Origin of the sequence: Ramlibacter sp. MMS24-I3-19 (assembly GCF_050320135.1) — a bacterium.
Classification (GTDB): Bacteria; Pseudomonadota; Gammaproteobacteria; order Burkholderiales; family Burkholderiaceae_C; genus Ramlibacter.
On the sequence record NZ_CP190017.1, the window covers coordinates 3581386 to 3598426 of the forward strand.

11 protein-coding genes and 1 pseudogene are annotated in these 17041 nt (G+C 70.5%); 6 read left to right on the plus strand and 6 right to left on the minus strand.

The window, feature by feature from the left end:
* Positions 1 to 17: 17 nt before the first annotated feature.
* Entirely contained in the window at positions 18 to 2312 is a 2295-nt protein-coding gene (locus ACPWT1_RS17800) for an ATP-binding protein (RefSeq protein ID WP_427912476.1), read from the minus strand.
* A gap of 152 nt (positions 2313 to 2464) precedes the next feature.
* Here ACPWT1_RS17800 and ACPWT1_RS17805 point away from each other — a divergent pair, with 152 nt between their 5' ends.
* Entirely contained in the window at positions 2465 to 2962 is a 498-nt protein-coding gene (locus tag ACPWT1_RS17805; protein WP_427912477.1) for a hypothetical protein, read from the plus strand.
* Positions 2963 to 2986: 24 nt separating this feature from the next.
* On the opposite strand, the gene ACPWT1_RS17810 is transcribed toward ACPWT1_RS17805, so the two are convergent.
* A complete protein-coding gene (locus ACPWT1_RS17810; RefSeq protein WP_427912478.1) occupies positions 2987 to 6232 on the minus strand; it encodes a UvrD-helicase domain-containing protein in 3246 nt (1081 codons plus the stop codon).
* Positions 6225 to 8630 carry a PD-(D/E)XK nuclease family protein gene (locus ACPWT1_RS17815; RefSeq protein ID WP_427912479.1) on the minus strand — a complete coding sequence of 802 codons (2406 nt, stop codon included), beginning with the start codon at positions 8628 to 8630 and terminating at the stop codon, positions 6225 to 6227. Before ACPWT1_RS17815 ends, ACPWT1_RS17810 begins: the two co-directional genes overlap by 8 nt.
* Positions 8631 to 8834: 204 nt before the next feature.
* Between ACPWT1_RS17815 and trxA the strand changes: the two genes are divergently transcribed.
* The 5 genes and pseudogenes from trxA to ACPWT1_RS17840 all read left to right on the plus strand — a co-directional run bounded on the left by trxA (position 8835) and on the right by ACPWT1_RS17840 (position 14274).
* Positions 8835 to 9170, plus strand: coding sequence for a thioredoxin TrxA (trxA, locus tag ACPWT1_RS17820; RefSeq protein ID WP_427912480.1), 336 nt, complete (start codon positions 8835 to 8837; stop codon positions 9168 to 9170).
* Positions 9171 to 9400: 230 nt separating this feature from the next.
* Positions 9401 to 10665: pseudogene (gene rho / locus ACPWT1_RS17825) on the plus strand (transcription termination factor Rho).
* Positions 10666 to 10890: 225 nt separating this feature from the next.
* Entirely contained in the window at positions 10891 to 11151 is a 261-nt protein-coding gene (locus tag ACPWT1_RS17830) for a type B 50S ribosomal protein L31 (protein WP_324999556.1), read from the plus strand.
* Between the two features lie 85 nt (positions 11152 to 11236).
* On the plus strand, positions 11237 to 12922 hold the full coding sequence (locus ACPWT1_RS17835) for a hypothetical protein (RefSeq protein WP_427912481.1): 1686 nt from the start codon (positions 11237 to 11239) through the stop codon (positions 12920 to 12922).
* On the plus strand, positions 12922 to 14274 hold the full coding sequence (locus ACPWT1_RS17840) for an MATE family efflux transporter (RefSeq protein WP_427912482.1): 1353 nt from the start codon (positions 12922 to 12924) through the stop codon (positions 14272 to 14274). Before ACPWT1_RS17835 ends, ACPWT1_RS17840 begins: the two co-directional genes overlap by 1 nt.
* Here the strand turns inward: ACPWT1_RS17840 and phoR are convergent.
* From phoR to phoU, 3 genes are read right to left on the minus strand one after another with little or no spacing between them, the layout of a single operon-like run.
* Positions 14222 to 15577 (minus strand): phosphate regulon sensor histidine kinase PhoR, encoded by a 1356-nt coding sequence (gene phoR, locus ACPWT1_RS17845; RefSeq protein ID WP_427912483.1) that lies wholly within the window; start codon positions 15575 to 15577, stop codon positions 14222 to 14224. The two genes, ACPWT1_RS17840 and phoR, sit on opposite strands and share 53 nt — an antisense overlap.
* 32 nt (positions 15578 to 15609) lie before the next feature.
* The gene (gene phoB, locus ACPWT1_RS17850) at positions 15610 to 16317 is read right to left on the minus strand and encodes a phosphate regulon transcriptional regulator PhoB (protein ID WP_427912484.1); all 708 of its coding nucleotides are present in this window, start codon (positions 16315 to 16317) and stop codon (positions 15610 to 15612) included.
* A 4-nt stretch (positions 16318 to 16321) separates the two neighbouring features.
* The gene (gene phoU / locus ACPWT1_RS17855; protein ID WP_427912485.1) at positions 16322 to 17026 is read right to left on the minus strand and encodes a phosphate signaling complex protein PhoU; all 705 of its coding nucleotides are present in this window, start codon (positions 17024 to 17026) and stop codon (positions 16322 to 16324) included.
* Positions 17027 to 17041 lie beyond the last annotated feature (15 nt).

Here is a 17041-nt window from a genome sequence, read left to right on the forward strand (position 1 = left end):
AAGTCCCAGGCGATCGCTCAGGCTGCCGAGGTCTGCAGCGGCAGCTCGAACCAGAACGCGGTGCGCACACCCGGCTCGGTGTCGAAGCCGATCGTGCCGCCGTGCGCCTCCACGATGCTGCGGCAGATGTTCAGGCCGAGGCCCGTGCCGCCCTTCTCGCGCCGGTCGCTGGCGTCGGCCTGCGCGAAGCGCTCGAAGATGCGCGCGCGGAAGTCAGCCGGGATGCCGGGCCCGTGGTCGACCACCGTCACGCGGGCTCGGCCGTCGCCCGTCTCGACGGTCACGCGCACCTCGTCGCCCCGCGGCGAGAACTTGGCGGCGTTGGACAGCAGGTTCACTACCACCTGCGTGACGCGATCCCCGTCGGCCACGACCTGCACCTGCGCAACGCTGGCCTCGTCCAGCAGCAGCCGCACGCCCAGGCCGTCGGCATAGCCGCGCGTGTCGTCCATGGCGCGGGTGACCAGGCCCCGCAGCTCCAGCGGCTCGGCACGCAGCGAGAACCGGCCCGAGGCGATGCGTTCGACATCCAGCACGTCGTTGATCAGGCGGATCAGGCGTTCGCAGCTGCGCGTGGACATCTCCAGCAGTTGGCGCCCTTGCGTCGACAGCTGCCCCGCGACGCCGCTGGCCAGCAGGCGCAGCGAGCCGTACACCGACGTGAGCGGGGTGCGCAGCTCGTGCGAGACGGTGGAGACGAACTCGGTCTTCAGGCGCTCGACCTCCTTGCGCTGCGAGATGTCATGCATGAAGGCGCACAGCAGCTGCACCTTGCCCGAATTCACGATGCCGACCCGCATCTCGATCTCGATCTCGCGCCCGGCGCGATCGACCACGATGCGCTCGATGGGCACGTCGGGCTGCGGCACGCGGCCCGTGGCCGCCAGGGTGCGCAGGGCCTTCTCGAAGGAGGCGCGGAACCGCTCGGGCACGAGCACCTGCACCAGCGGACGGCCGACCATCTCGTCGCGCTTCCAGCCGAACAGCGCCTCGGCCCGCGAGTTCCAGTCGGTGACGCAGCCGCCGAAGTCGACCGCGATGAAGGGATCGGGGGCCGATTCCAGGATGGTCTGGATGCGGCGTTCGCTCTCGCGCACGTGCTCGAAGGTCTCGCGCAGCGCCGCCGTGCGCTCCTCGACGCGGCGCTCCAGCGAGGCGTTCAGGTCGCGCAGCGCGGCTTCCTTCTGCTGCACGTTGCGCACCATCGACCGCAGCGCGCCGCCCAGCTGGGCCACTTCGCGGTACGGCTCGGACTGCACGTGCCGCAGCCGGCCGCCGGCCTCCAGTTCGCGCGCGTCCGCCGCCAGGTGGATCAGCGGACGCGTCACCAGCCGTGCGGCCAGCCAGCCGAGCAGCGAGAACAGCAGCGCCACGCCGAGACCCCAGGCCATGAGGTGGTGCTGCAGTTGGCGCACCGGCGCGAACGCGGTGTCCAGGTCCTGCCGCACCAGCACGCGCCAGCCGAGGCCTGGATAGGACAGGTAGCCGCGCGCATGGCTGTAGCCCACGAGGTACTCCTTGCCGTCCGGCCAGCGCTCGACGGTGTAGCCGTTCCCGCGGTCGGCTGCCACGAGGCTGTCGACCACCAGTGGACGTTCCTGCATCGCCTTGGGGCCGAGCAGCACGATGCCCTGTCGGCTGACGATCAGCGGCTCCACTTCGTGGCCCGGCGTGAGGGCGCCGAAGATGGCCTTCTCGATGTCGCGCGCCCACTGCCAGGACAGGTGCACGGCCAGCACCGGCGGCGACGCCTGGCCCGCGCGGCCCACCGGGTAGGCGATGTCGACGAACCGCATCGGCTCCGACTCGGCATGCGGCAGCAGGCCGGCGAGCAGCTCCGCCGGATGCATGTCGCCCACATAGGCTCCCCCCTCGCGGGCCGCCGCGAACCACGGGCGCGCCGACACGTTCTGGCCGGCCAGCAGGTTGTCGGTGGCCGCGAGAACGGTGCCCGCCGGATCGACCAATCCGATCCAGGCGTAGTTGGGATAGGTGCGCTGCAGGGACGCCACTTCGGCGCGGACGGTCGCCATGTCGGCGGCCGGGATGCGTTGCGACAGCAGGCCGACCTCGCGGTACCGCTCGTACATGGCTCGATCGAGCCGGCTGGTGGTCTGGTTGGCCAGCTCGGCGAGGTTGCCGCCGATGCTGGAGCGCACCTGCTCGCTGGCGATGTGCTCGGAGACGAGCACCAGCACGGCGGTGACCAGCACCGAGAGCAGCGAGAAGGCGAAGGCGAGATAGGTGCCGAGGCCGTGGCGCACCACAGGAACCGGTGCATCCCCGGCCTGGCGGTGGAAGACGAGGGACATCGGGCGGGATTGTCGGGCATTGCCGCGCGCGCCCTCGGAAGCCTTCGCACACCGGCCGGTCCGCGCTGCCGACAGCAGGCGACGGCGGCGTCCCACACGGCGGTCAAGCGCGGCTGGCCAGACTGCCGAGCAAGAAGACAGGGAGAGTCGTCATGCGTCAGGTGGCGTGCGGGAATCGGGCGGTGGTGGTGCGGCGCACCCGGCACTGGCGCTGCTTCCTCGCCGGTGCAAGCCTCGCGGCCGGCGCGGCGTGCGCGCAGGGGGAACCGCTGTCAGCGCCGTGGACCGGCGACCAGGCGGCCGAACGCCAGCGCCCCCAGCTCTCCATCAACGCGGCGCAACCGCTGGCCAGCAACTTCGCCGTCCCGGGCAGCGTCGACATCGGGCTGCAATGGCGCCAGCCGCTGTCGTCCCAGCGTTACGTCGACATCACCGCCTGGCGCCGCGTGACGCCCCCGCCCGATGCCATGAGCCTGATCCAGCAGCAGGACACCGTGTACGGCGCGCGGGTGGAGATGAAGCTGACGTCGCCAAGCCTGAAGCGGTTCCTGGCGGACAAGTTCATCGGCATGCAGCTGGACAGCGGTGCTCGCATCGGATTGAAGAAGAGCAACGGCAATCCGACCATTTACTACCGCAACCAGTTCTAGGAGCCGGGCCCCCGCTCCTCCGGACTAGTCCACGCGGACCAGCCGTCCTTCACCGGTCAGGAACGCTCCTTGCACGGGCTCGCCGGGGTGCAGCTGCATGATGGCCTGCACATAGCGTCGCAACTGCGCCTGCAGCGACGCATCGCGCTCGGGATGCGCGGCCGACTTGTGGTCCAGCACCCACCAGCGCCCGTCGCGGTGTCGCACCAGGCGATCGAGCCGGAGCACCTCGCCCTGGTGCACCAGTTCCACCTCGTCGCCGGCCCACGCGATCTGCGCCGCATCCCAGACCCAGGCGCCCTCGCCCGCGACGATGCGCGCCGCCATCGCGCGCGCCTGCGCCAGTTGCGCATCGTCGAGGCCATGCGCGCGCGCCATGCGTGCCAGCGCGCCCGCCGGCACGTCGATGCCGCCGCCATGCCATTCGAGCAGGCGGTGCACGGCTTCGCCGAAGCGCGAAGCCGCCGAGCCCTCGTCGCGCCGCCGGGGCGCTCCGGGCGCAGGCAACACCGGCGTGGGCACGACCGGCAGCGACACCAGCAGCGCTTCGGCGCCCCGGACCGCATCCGGCACCGCGATCTCGCCGGCCGGCTGGCAGAGCGGTGACAGCCGCTGCCACCAGCTGTCCGTCGACGCCGTGCGCGGCTGCACGCTGGAGACCACCAGTTCGCGCCGGGCTCGGGTCATCGCGACGTACAGCGCATTGAGCTCCTCGCGCTGGCGCGCCTCCTGCTCGGCGGCCAGGGCGGGCACGTTGCACGCCGGCGGCCGGCTCTCGCTGGCGAGGAAGGTGAAGCGGTGCGGACGCGACGATTCGCCAGGCCAGTCCACCAGCACACCCATGCTCTCGGGACGCGCCGGTGCCGCGTCCGTATCCAGCAGCAGCACGACGCGCGCTTCCAGCCCTTTGGCGCCGTGCACGGTGAGCAGGCGCACGGCGTCGGGCTGGGCGATCGCCGGGCCGGGCAGGTTGCCGGCCCTCAGCGCGCGGACGAAGGCATACGGCGTGGCATAGCGGCCGCCTTCCAGCTGCAGCGCCGCGCCGAGCAGCGCGCGCAGGTTCGCCAGCGCGCCGTCGCGCAGCGCCGGCGGCATGCAGGCCGCATAGCGCGCGAGCACGTCGCCCTCGTGGTAGATCGTGTTCAGCGCATCGTGCGGCGGCAGCTGGTCGACGCAGGCCTGCCAACGCGAGAGCGTGGCGCCGACTGCCACCAGCGGCGCCGGGAGATCCTCGCCCGCACGCAGCAGCGACAGCCAGCTGCGAGGCGTGCCGTCGGCGCGGCGGCGGCGCGCGAGCAGCGCGATCTCCACCAGGGCCTGCTCGTCCAGCCCGAAGATCGGCGACCTGAGCGCACGGGCCAGCGACAGGTCGTGCGCGGGGGACACCAGCGCATCGAGCAGCGCGACCACGTCCTGCACCTCCGGCACCTCGCACAGGTCGGTCTTCTCCGGCTGCCGGGCGGGGATGCGCAGTTCGCGCAGTTCGTCCTCCATCAGGCCCAGCCGCTCGCGCCGGCGCGCCAGCACCAGGATGTCCTCGGGCTTCAGCCCTTGCGCCAGGCGCCCCGCGATCCAGCGCGCGGCCTGCCGGCATTCGAGCACGGCGAGGTGCTCCTCCGGCAGTTCGCGCGGCGTGGTGAGGCTGTCGCGCCAGACCGCCGGCAGGTCCTCGTCACCCCCCGCCTGCGCCGCGGGCCGCTCGATCACGGGCAACTGCAGCAGGCAGCCGCTGGCGTCCGACGCCGTGCTGTGCGGCCGGAAGCCTTCGTACTGGCGGGCCTGCTGCGCCTGCAGCATCACCTGGTTGACCGCTTCGAGCACCTCGCGGGCATTGCGCCGCGTGTGGTCGCAGGCCAGGCGCGCGCCGCCCAGGCCCTCGGCGACGAAGCGCTGCGCGGCCGCGAACACCTGCGGCTCGGCGCGGCGGAAGCGGTAGATGCTCTGCTTGGGATCGCCCACCAGGAACACGCTGGGCGCCCTGCCCGCGCCTGCGTAGGCGCTCAACCAGGCGTGCAGTGCCTGCCACTGGAGCGGATTGGTGTCCTGGAATTCGTCGACCAGCAGGTGGCTCACGCGCGCATCCAGCCGCTCCTGCACCCAGCCGGACAGCACGGGATCGGACAGCAGCCGGTGCGCGGCCTGCTCGACGTCCGCCATGTCGACCCAGCCCTCGGCGCGCTTGAGGTCCGCGTATTCGGCGAGGAGCACGCGCGCGAGCCGTGCCATGCGGTGCTGGTGCAGCCAGGCCTCGTGCTGCGCGCGGGCACGGCAGATCTCCTGGGCGAGCTGCTGCGCCGACCGGACGTGCTCGATGCCGGCGAGCTTGTCGTTGAACTTGCGCGGCTCCTGCTTCTGCGTGAGCAGGGACTCGAGCGCCTGGTCGAGCGTCCCTTCGGCGAGCGCCCGCTCCAGCTGCACGCCCATCGCGGAGAACGTGGGCGCCGCCGCGCGTCCGAGGGCGCGCGCTGCGGCGAGCCAATGCTCCCGCACGACGCGATGCGCCAGCAGCTGCTCCGGATCGTCGGTTCCCTCGAAGTGCGGGAACAGCTCGTGCCAGTGCCGCACCGAGGCTTCGACCACGCCGTCGGCATCCGCAAGCGTGAACTCGACCCGCTTGTCCAGCGCCGAGCGCAGAGCCTTCTGGGTCTGGAAGCGACCGAACGCGGCCACGCTCGCTTCGTAGTCGGCGCGCGCGGCCGGGTCGGCGGCCACCGTCACGTGGAAGCGGCGCCAGACGCGATCGATGGCCTCGGCATCGTCCTCCAGCAGGGTGTGCCGCGCCGGCAGGCCGAGTTCCTCGAGCGTGGCGATCGGCGCATTGCGCAGCAGCGCGGCGAACCAGCTGTGGAAGGTGCGGATCTGCACGCCGCGGCCGTCGGCCAGCAGGCGCGCATGCAGCCCACGCAGCGGCTCGCGCAACGCCCCGACCTGGGCCGCCGGAACGCCGCGCGCCAGCAGTTGCTCGCCGAGTTGCTCCGGGCCTGCATGGGCGAACTCGGCCACCCACTCCTGCAGCCGCTGGCGCATCTCGCCGGCGGCCTTCTTGGTGAAGGTGATCGCCAGGATGCCGTGGGGCTCGGCTCCTTCGAGCAGCGCACGCACGATGCGCGAGACCAGCATCCAGGTCTTGCCCGCACCGGCGCACGCCTCGACGGCGACGCTGCGGCGCGGGTCGCAAGCCACGGCGTAGAAGGACGCGGCGTCGACCCTGCGGCCGTCCACCTCGTACGCGAGATCGCCCGCGCCAGCCATGCCAGAACCTTCAGCCATGCCAGGAATCCTTGCGGCACAGGCCGCGCGCGGCGCAGAACTCGCACGCGCGTCCTTCGCCGAGGGCGGGCAGCGCGGCGCCTTGCGCGATGCGTTCCAGGTCGCTGGTGATGCCCTCGACCAGCGCGTCGCGCGCGCCCACGACGTCGGGCTGCTCCACCGTCTTCGTCGCGCCGCGCTCGCCGACATTCACGTAGGCGGCGCGCAGCGTGTCGTCGTCCAGGAGCGCGGCGTAGAACGCGAGTTGCGTGTCCTCGTGGGCGAGCTTGACGCGCTCGGTCGTGGCGGTCAGCGACTCGGTCTTGTAGTCGATCACCATGCGGCGCCCGTCCCGGAGATCGTCGATGCGGTCGATGCGCCCGACCAGCCGCACGCTGCCGAGCGGCATCTCGTGCGCCGACTCGGAGCTGCTGAAGCGGGCGCCCTCGCCTTCGTGCCCGGCCAGCCATGCGAGATAGCCATCGCGCACCTGCGGCCAGGTGGCATGGAATGGCAGGAACTCGCCACCCGACAGCCGCTGCTGCGCGGTGACGTCGTCGGCGCACTGGTCCAGCAGCGCGGCGCGATCCGCGTCCGGCTGCTGCGACAGCGCCTCGTGGAAGCGGCCCAGCACGGCATGCAGCCAGGTGCCGAAGTCGCGCTTGTCCAGGTCGACGTCGATCTCGGAGGCTTCCTGCAATCCGAGCTGGCGCAGCGCGAAGAAGCGGTACGGGCAGCGCCGCAGGTCCTCGTAGGCGCTCGCGGACAGCTGCGAGACGGTGAGCGAGGGCGCGTGCGCTTCCGGGCGCACCACGGGTTGCATGACCAGTTCACGCGGCTCGCGCGGATCCGCTGCGAGCGACGGACCGTCCTCGAGGCGCAACGCCTGCACGAGCGGGCTGGGCAGGACCGGCTCGCCGCTGTCGTCGGCGCGCCGCCAGACGATGTCCACGTGCGGCACCTGCAGGGCCTGCTGCCAGGCGGCGGCCCGCTCGCGCGTGAGCGCCTCGCGCAAGGGCAGCCCGAGGGCCTGGCGCTGCGCCGGCGTCCACGTGCCCGGCGGCTCGGGCGCCGCGGGCAGGCGCACTTCGTCGCAACCGGGCAGCACCAGCGCCGCGAAATCGCGCGCGAGCAACTGGTGCATCGGCAGCACCACGACCTGCTCGGCCCCGGGTGCGGGCGGCGCGAACGTCGCCGCTTCGAGCGCCTCGTCGACCCAAGCCATGAACTCGGACAGCGTGAGCCGGCGCGCGGACTGCGGGATGCCGGCCCAATCGGCATGCGCGGCGTCCGACAACCCCAGCACGTCGAGCACCTGCGCGCCGGCGGCATCGCCGTCCAGCCGTTGCCAGGCGAGCGACTCGCGCAGCAGCTGGCCCAAGGAGGATTGCCAGTCGAGCAAGGTGCGTGCGGACTGCATCGGATCGCGCCAGCCATCGACCTGCTGCACCAGCCCGGCGACGGCTTCGTCGCGGGTCCGCTGCACGTCGGCCCATTCGCGCAGCGCATCGCGACGCATGCGGCGCTCGAGGGCGAGCACGGCACCCGCGGGTGCCCCGGGAAGGTTCTTCAACCAGTCGAGCACGTCGTCGCTGCCGGCCATGCGCTGGCAGGCGCGCAACGCCGCCATCACCTGCGCCGCCGCACGCGTGGTCGATAGCTTCCAGCCCGTCTCGTCACGCACGGCGATGCCGCGCACACCGAGCAAGGCGCGCACGCGCCGCGTGAGCATCCGGTCGATCGCGCCGAGCGCCACGGGGGCGCGCCCGGCTTCGAGGTGGCGCAGCACGCAGGCCGCCGCGATCTCCGCCTCGTGCGAAGGATCGTCCGCCTGGTGCAGCGCGAGCGCGCCGCGGGGAGCCTCCTGCTCCAGCGCGATGCGCACGGCCTTCTCGCCTGCGAGCGACGCCAGTGCGTCGCCCAGGGCATCGGCCTGCAGGCCCTCGCACAGCACGAGCAGGTCGATGGGCTCGAGCGCACTGGCTTGCAGGAGGGCGTCGGTGGCGTGGTGGCTGGCCGCGGCCCACTCGAGGGCGATGCGAGCGACGGCGGCTTCGAGCGCGAGCTGCGGCACGGCCAGTCCCGCGACGATGGACGCACGCGCGTCCCGCGCCCAGGCCTCGCGCGCGGATGGCGGGAGTGCGGCTGCGCAACCCGCGGCCTGCCACGTCGCGTCGACCAGCGTGCCGGCCAGCAACGCGGCGCGGCCGCCGAGCCCCGCACGCTCGAGCCATGCGCGCGCCGTGAGCAGGTCGCGGCCCCGGTCGAAGCTCACGTCGTCGGGCGCGGACACATGGCCGAGCCGCGACGCCCAGTTCATGCTGGTCTCGAAACGCGGCGCGAAACCTTGCGGGTACAGCCGCGCCCACTCGCGGCGCGCGAGCGGCATCAGCTGGGCATAGGGGAGCAGCACGACCACCCGCGAGGGATGGGCGCCGCGGCGTTGCGCGGCATCGTGGACCTGGCGAAGGATGCGGCCCCAAAGCTCGGCCGCGCGATGATCCGGCGCTATCACGTCCATAGCATCGGCCCACCCGCCCACTCCCGGTGAGGGCACTTTTCTTCTGTCACAATGCCCTCACTGTAGCGGCATCACCCACCGCTTCCCCCGAAAGGACCCCACATGGCCAGCGACCTGATCAAGCACATCTCCGACGCCAGCTTCGAATCCGACGTCCTGCAGTCCGACAAGCCCGTGCTCGTCGACTACTGGGCCGAGTGGTGCGGCCCGTGCAAGATGATCGCGCCCATCCTCGACGAGGTCTCGGCCACCTACAAGGACAAGCTGCAGATCGCGAAGATGAACGTCGACGAGAACCGCGACGTGCCGGCCAAGTTCGGCATCCGCGGCATTCCGACGCTGATGCTGTTCCAGGGCGGCCAGCTGAAGGCCACCAAGGTCGGCGCGATGAGCAAGGCGCAGCTGACGCAGTTCCTCGACCAGCAACTCAACGGATGAAAAAGCGGGCGCTGAAGGCGCCCCTGTCCTTGGGCGGGCTGCCGCCCGGCATCTCGGGGGCCTGCAGGGCCCCCGATTTATTGCATAATGCCCCGAATCGCTGACCTGCCCGTGTGACGCAGGCCAGTTCGAAACCCGGTCTGCAAGGCGCCTCCAGCCTCGCGCGACGACCTTCCCCCAGAACACCCAACAAAGCCCCACGCCGGGGTGCACCCACCGCAGTCGCAGCCATGCATCTGAACGAACTCAAGGCGCTCCACGTCTCCGAAGTCCTCAAGCAAGCCGAAGAGCTGGAGATCGAGAACACCGGCCGCATGCGCAAGCAGGAGCTGATGTTCGCGATCATCAAGAAGCGCGCCCGTGCCGGCGAGCAGGTGTTCGCGGACGGCGTGCTCGAGATCCTGCCGGACGGCTTCGGCTTCCTGCGCAGCCCAGACACCAGCTACACCGCCAGCACCGACGACATCTACATCTCGCCCTCGCAGGTGCGCCGCTTCAACCTGCACACCGGCGACATGATCGAAGGGGAAGTCAGGACGCCGAAGGACGGCGAGCGCTACTTCGCGCTGACCAAGCTGGACAAGGTCAACGACGGCCCGCCGGAGCAGAACAAGCACAAGGTGATGTTCGAGAACCTCACGCCGCTGTTCCCCAAGGAGCAGATGAAGCTGGAGCGCGATGCGTTCAAGGGCGAGGAGAACATCACCGGCCGCATCATCGACATCATCGCCCCCATCGGCAAAGGCCAGCGCGCCCTGCTGGTGGCGCCGCCCAAGAGCGGCAAGACGGTGATGATGCAGCACATGGCGCACGCCATCGCCGCCAACTACCCGGACAGCCACATGATGGTGCTGCTGGTGGACGAGCGCCCCGAGGAAGTGACCGAGATGCAGCGCTCGGTGAAGGCCGAAGTCATCGCCTCCACCTTTGACGAGCCCGCCGCCCGCCACGTGCACGTCGCCGAGATGGTGATCGAGCGCGCCAAGCGCCTGGTGGAATTGAAGAAGGACGTGGTCATCCTGCTGGACTCGATCACCCGCCTCGCCCGCGCCTACAACAACGTCGTGCCCTCCTCGGGCAAGGTGCTCACCGGCGGCGTCGACGCCAACGCGCTGCAGCGTCCCAAGCGTTTCCTGGGCGCGGCGCGCAACGTCGAGGAAGGCGGCTCGCTGACCATCATCGCCACCGCGCTGATCGACACCGGCTCGCGCATGGACGAAGTGATCTTCGAGGAGTTCAAGGGCACCGGCAACAGCGAGATCCATCTGGACCGCCGCCTATACGAGAAGCGCGTGTTCCCCTCGATCCAGCTCAATCGCTCGGGCACCCGCCGCGAGGAACTGCTGCTGACCCCGAGATCCTGCAGAAGACCCGCATCCTGCGCCAGTTCATGTACAACATGGACGAGATCGAGGCGATGGAGATGGTGCTGAAGTCGATGAAGGCCACCAAGACCAACGTCGAGTTCTTCGACATGATGCGCCGCGGCGGCTGAAAACCGGGGGCGGACAGCCGAACGCAAAGGACGCGAAAGATCGCAAAAGACGCAAAAAGGATCCGTGAATGGATCCTTTTCCTTTTCGCGCTTTTTGCGTTGGTTTTGCGTCTTTTGCGTTCGGCTGCCCGCGCCCGTGTTCACGCTATAATTTCAGGCTTCGCGGAAAGTAGCCCAGCCAGGTGGCTCGACCGGCTCCCGCACCGACTCCAAAGGAATCGCACCATGGCCAAAGAAGGCATTCACCCGAACTACCGCGACGTCCTGTTCGTGGACCTGTCCAACGGCTTCAAGTTCGTCACCCGCTCCTGCGTGAACACCAAGGAGATGGGCAAGGCCGACGACGGCCGCGAGCTGCCGCTGTTCAAGCTCGACACCTCGAGCGAATCGCACCCGTTCTACACGGGCACCCAGAAGTCGGTGAACGACATGGGCGGCCGCGTCGACAAGTTCTTCAAGAAGTTCGGCAAGACCGCGGCCAAGTAAGCCGCCTCTTGCGAGCGAGGGCAGCCCGGGCAACCGCGCTGCCCTTTCTTTTTGCCCGCAGCCACCCTGTGACACACTCGCGCGCGTGAACCAGCCCACCCCCGCCATCGTCGCCCAGAGCGCCGTGCGGCGGCTGCCGCGGGCCGCCCTGCTCCTGTTCTGCGTCGCGTACGTGCTCCCCGGCTTCGTCGGCCGCGAGCCCTGGAAGAACGCGGACATCACGGCATTCGGGTACATGTACGAGCTGGCCACCGGCCACACGTCCTGGCTCGCGCCCACGCTGCTCGGGCAGCCGCCCGAATTCGACGCCCTGCTGCCGTACTGGCTGGGCGCCTGGGCGATGCGCATCGCGCCGTCGTGGATCGCGCCCGACTTCGCCGCGCGAGTGCCGTTCATCGCGCTGCTGGCCGTGACGCTGCTCGCCACCTGGTACGCCGTCTACAACCTCGCGCGCTCGCCGAGCGCGCAACCGGTGCCGTTCGCCTTCGGTGGCGAGGCCCAGCCCAAGGACTACGCGCGCGCGATCGCCGATGGCGGCGTGCTGGCGCTGGTGGCCTGCCTGGGCCTCATGCAGCTGAGTCACGAGACCACGCCGGCGTTGTCGCAGCTGGGGTTCTCCACGCTCGCCTTTTACGGCCTGGCGGCCCTGCCGTTCCGCACCGTGCTGCCGCTGGCGGCCATCGTCATCGGCCTGCCGAGCCTCGCGCTGAGTGGTGCCCCTACCACGGCCGTGCTGCTCGCCGCCGGGGGCGCGGCATTGAGCGCGGCGGGCGAGTTGCCGGAAGGCCGCACGCGGCGCCACCAGTGGCTCTGGGCCCTCGCGCTCCTGGCCATCGGCGCCGGTGTCGCTGTGCTGGCCACGCACCTCGATCTGTGGCGGTGGCGGCTGCCGGCCGACGGGGAGCGCGACTGGCGTGGCGCCGGCAAGCTGCTGCTGTGGTTCACCTGGCCGGCCGGTCCGCTGGCGCTCTGGACGGTGTGGCGCTGGCGTCGGCAACTGGCCAGCCGGCACGTGGCCCTGCCGATCTGGTTCGCGCTGGTGTCCGTCGCGTCCACATTGCTCACGCCCTCGTCGGACCGTTCGCTGCTGCTGGGCTTGCCCGCCCTCGGCACGCTGGCAGTCTTCTCGCTGCCGACCTTGCGGCGCAGCGTCTCGGCGCTGATCGACTGGTTCACGCTGCTCTTCTTCACCGGCTGCGCCGTCGTGATCTGGGTGGTGTGGATCTCGCTGCAGACCGGCATCCCGCGCCAGCCGGCGGCCAACGTCGCGCGCCTGGCGGTCGGGTATGAACCGTCGTTCTCGCTGATCGCGTTCGGCGCCGCGTTCGCCGGCACGTTCGCCTGGGGCTGGCTGGTGCGCTGGCGGGTTGGCCGGCACCGCTCGGCGCTCTGGAAAAGCCTGGTGCTGCCCGCGGCCGGCGCTTCGCTGTGCTGGCTGCTGGCGATGACGCTCTGGCTGCCCGTCCTCGACTACGCGCGCAGCTATTCGACGGTGGTGCGCGGCATCGCGCAGGCGATCAGCACGCCGGGATGCGTCGAAGTGCTGGGGCTCAGTCGCGGACAGGTCGCGGCCATGCGGTACCACGGCCAGCTCGAACTGCGCAACGCCGGTCCGACGCCGTCGTGTCCCTGGCTGGTGGTCACGTCCGAATTCCAGCAGGTCGCCTCGATGGCGCTGGACATGAAGCAGTGGCAGCTGGTCGCCACGGTGCGGCGGCCCACCGATCCCAAGGACAACGTCCTGCTCTATCGCCTGCACAGGCGCCGCTGATGTCCGAGCTGCGGACGATCGCCAGGCACGCGGGCGCCGTGCTGGTCGGCCAGCTGGCCACGATGGCCTTCGGTGTCGCCGACACAGTCATCGCCGGCCGCTATGACGCGCAGGCACTCGCCGCCTTGTCGGTGGGCTCGGCGGTCTACGTGAGCATCTTCGTGGCCTTCGTCGGCATGGTGCAGGCGCAGCTGCCCATCTGGGCCGAACTACGCGGCGGCGGACATGGACATGCGCTCGGCCGCTCGGTGCGCCAGCTGCTGTACCTGTGCCTGGCCGGCACCATCGTCGGCATGGCCGCCCTGCTCTTTCCCGGGCCGCTGCTGCGGTGGGTGGACGTGCCGCCGGCCCTGGAGCGCAATGTGCTGGGCTACCTGGGCATCCTCGCCTTCGCGTTGCTGCCCTCGATGCTCTTCCGTGCCTATTCGACGCTGAACCAGGCGCTCGGCAAGCCGCTGCTGGTCACCTGGTTGCAGCTCGCGTCGCTGGCGGTGAAGGTGCCGCTGTCGATCTGGCTCACCTTCGGCGGCGCGGGCGTGCCGGCCATGGGCGTCGCAGGCTGCGCCTGGGCCACGCTGATCGTGCAGTACCTGCTGCTGGCACTGGCGCTCTGGATGCTGCGCACGCAGGACCTGTACCGCCCGTTCCGCGTGTGGGCGCGCCTCGAAGGGCCCGACTGGACCGAGCTGCGCCGCTTCGCCCGCCTGGGCATCCCCACGGCGCTGTCGGTGATGGTGGAAGCCACCTCGTTCACGTTCATGGCGCTCTTCATCGCGCGCCTGGGCACCGTGGCGGCAGCCAGCCACCAGATCACGGCCAACGTGGCGGCGCTGCTGTACATGATGCCGCTGTCACTGAGCCTGGCCACCAGTGCGCGCGTGAGCTACTGGCTCGGAGCCGCCGACGAGCGACGAGCCCGGCAGGCACTGCGTCTCGGACTGAAGCTGGCCCTGCTGCTCGCCTTCGCCAGCGCCTCGGTGGTGGCGCTGGGCCGCTTCGGCATCGCACGGCTCTATGCCGGCGAGCACGACGCGGTGGTGCAGCTGGCCGGTCACCTGCTGCTGTGGGCGGCCGTCTACCACGTGGCCGACTCGCTGCAGACGCTGGGCGTGTTCCTGCTGCGCAGCTATGGCGTCGCCACGCGGCCGCTGGTGGTCTACTGCGTGCTGCTGTGGGGCGTGGGCCTCGGGGGTGGCTACCTGCTCGCCTACGGCGGCGTCGGACCGTGGCTGCCGCTGCAATCGCCGTCGGCGTTCTGGGCCGCGGGGGCGGTGGCGCTGGCGCTCACCGCCGTCGCCTTCACGACGCTGCTGTGGCAGGTGGTGCAGGGACGTCGGCGCCGGTTTGCGTGAGCGCGCGCACGCGATTGGCGGGGAACACGATCGCGAACGTGGAGCCCGCCCCGGGGGTGCTGTCGATGCGCAGCTCCGCGCCGTGGCGCTGCACCACGTGCTTGACGATCGCCAGTCCGAGGCCGGTGCCGCCGGTCTCCCGCGAGCGGCTGCGATCGACGCGATAGAAGCGCTCGGTCAATCGAGGAATGTGCTCGGCCGCGATGCCCGGACCGCTGTCCTGCACCGCGAACTCGCCGCGGCCATCCGGCAGGTCGCGCCATCGCAGCTGGATCCGTCCTCCGCTGGGCGTGTAGCGCACCGCATTGCTCACGAGGTTGGACATGGCACTGAGCAGCTCAGAGGGCGCACCGGCCAGTTCGCAGGCTGCGGGCGCCTCGCTGTGGATCGCATGCGACTTGCCCAGCACCGCCGAGAGGGAGCGGCCTTCCTGCTCGCACTGCGCCAGCAGCGCCGCCACCGGCGTCCATTCGCCGGCGCCGGGCCACGGGCTGCCTTCGAGTCGCGACAGCGTCAGCAGGTCCTGCACCAGGGTCTGCATGCGATGGGCCTGCTGCGCCATCAGGTCCAGGTAACGCGCGCGATCGACTTCCTGCACCGGCAGTGTCTGCAGCGTCTCGATGAACCCCGCCAGGACCGTGAGCGGCGTGCGGATCTCGTGCGAGACGTTGGCGACGAAATCGCGCCGCATGGTCTCGGCCTGTTCGACCGCCGTGACATCGCGCGAGAGCAGCAGCTTGCGGCCCTGCCCGTACGGATGCAACTGCACCGACAGGCGCAGAGGCCGCATGGGCGAGCTGTCGCGCCCCTGGACGATCACCTCGCCCGAGTAGTCGCCGCGGACCTGGTAGGTGGCAAACGCCGGATCGCGCACCAGGTTGCCGATCCACTGCTGAAGGTCGCGCTGCGGATCGATGCCCAGGTGCGCGGCCGCGGTCTGGTTGCACCACTCGATGCGACCGCGTGGATCGAGCAGCACGACGCCGTTCGGCGAAGCCTGGATCGCGGCCAGAAACTCCTGCAAGCGCCCTTCGGCTTCGGCGATTTCCTTCTGGCCCGCGCGCTGCGAGCGGCGCACGCGTTCGGCGACTTCGCCCCAGAGGCCCGTCGTGAGTGGCGGAGCGTTGTCCGCACCGCGCCGCAACCACTCCAGCAGGCGGCGGCCTCTCAGCATGTCGACGAAGAACCAGCCGAAGGCTCCGCCGACGATGCCCAGGGCCGCACCGCGTTGCCCGGCGGCCAGCCAGCCGAGCACCCCGCCCACGAACTGGCAGAGGATGAATGTGGTGAGACGCCAGGCCATGAGGACGTGCGAGGGCGGCCGCTGCTAGCGGCTCAGCCTCCGTTGGCGGCAGCTGGCTGCGCCGCGAGGCGGTAGCCGGCTCCGCGCACCGTCTCGACCATCGCGCCGGCATCGCCCAGCGACTCGCGCAGACGCTTCACGTGCACGTCGACCGTGCGCTCCTCGATGAACACGTGGTCGCCCCAGACCTTGTCCAGCAGCTGCGAGCGGCTGTGCACGCGTTCCGGATTGCGCATCAGGTGCTGCAACAGCTTGAACTCGGTCGGGCCCAGCTTCAGCGCCTGGCCGCGCCACGTCACGCGGTGCGTGGACGCATCCAGCACCAGCTCGCCCACGGTGACCGCTTCGCTCTCGGGCTCGGGCGCGCGCCGGCGCAGCACCGCGCGGATGCGCGCCAGCAGTTCGTGGGTGGAGAACGGCTTGGTGATGTAGTCGTCCGCGCCGGCATCGAGGCCGGCCACCTTGTCCGGCTCGTCGCCACGTGCCGTGAGCATCAGGATCGGCACCGCCTTCGTCCGCGCGGCCGCGCGCCACTTGCGCGCGAGCGAGAGGCCACTCTGGCCCGGCAGCATCCAATCGAGCAGGATCACGTCGGGCACGGCCGCATCGAGCTCGCGTTCGGCCGCATCGCCGTCGGCCGCCCACACCGGCATGAAGCCGTTGTGGCGCAGGTTCACCGCGACCAGTTCGGCGATGGCGGGCTCGTCCTCGACGAGCAGGACGCGGGGCACTGCCTTCATCGCGTCAGGTTTTCAGCGCCGACTCGATCTCCTCGATCGAGGAGTGGCGCACGTCCGCGCCCTTGACGACGTAGATGATGAATTCGGCGATGTTGCCGGCGTGGTCGCCGATGCGCTCCAGCGCCTTGGCCAGGAACAGCAGGTCCAGGCTGGCAGAGATCGTGCGCGGGTCTTCCATCATGTAGGTGATCAGCTTGCGCACGAATCCGTCGAACTCGCGGTCGATCTGGTCGTCTTCCTTCAGGATCGCCAGCGCCGTCACGCAGTCCAGCCGCGCGAACGCATCCAGCGCCTTGCGCAGCAGGCCCGACGCCAGGTCGCACAGCACGCGCAGCTCCGACGCGGGCAGCATGCGGGCCGAGCCGCTGTCGATGATGGACCGCACCATGCGCGCGATCTTGGCGGCTTCGTCACCGACCCGTTCGAGGTTGGCGGTGGTCTTGGAAATGGCCATCAGGAGGCGCAGGTCGCGGGCGGTGGGTTGCCGGCGCGCGATGATCGACGAAAGCTCGCGATCGATCTCCACTTCCTTCTGGTTCACGCGCTCCTCGGTGGCCAGCACCTGCGAGGCGGCCTCGGCGTTGAACTGCGACAGCGCGTAGATCGCCTGCCGGATCTGCGCCTCGGCCAGGCCGCCCAGCTCCATCACGCGGGCCGAGACGCCATTGAGTTCGCTGTCGAACTGGGTGGAAAGGTGCTTGTCGACCATGAGACCTCCGTCCTC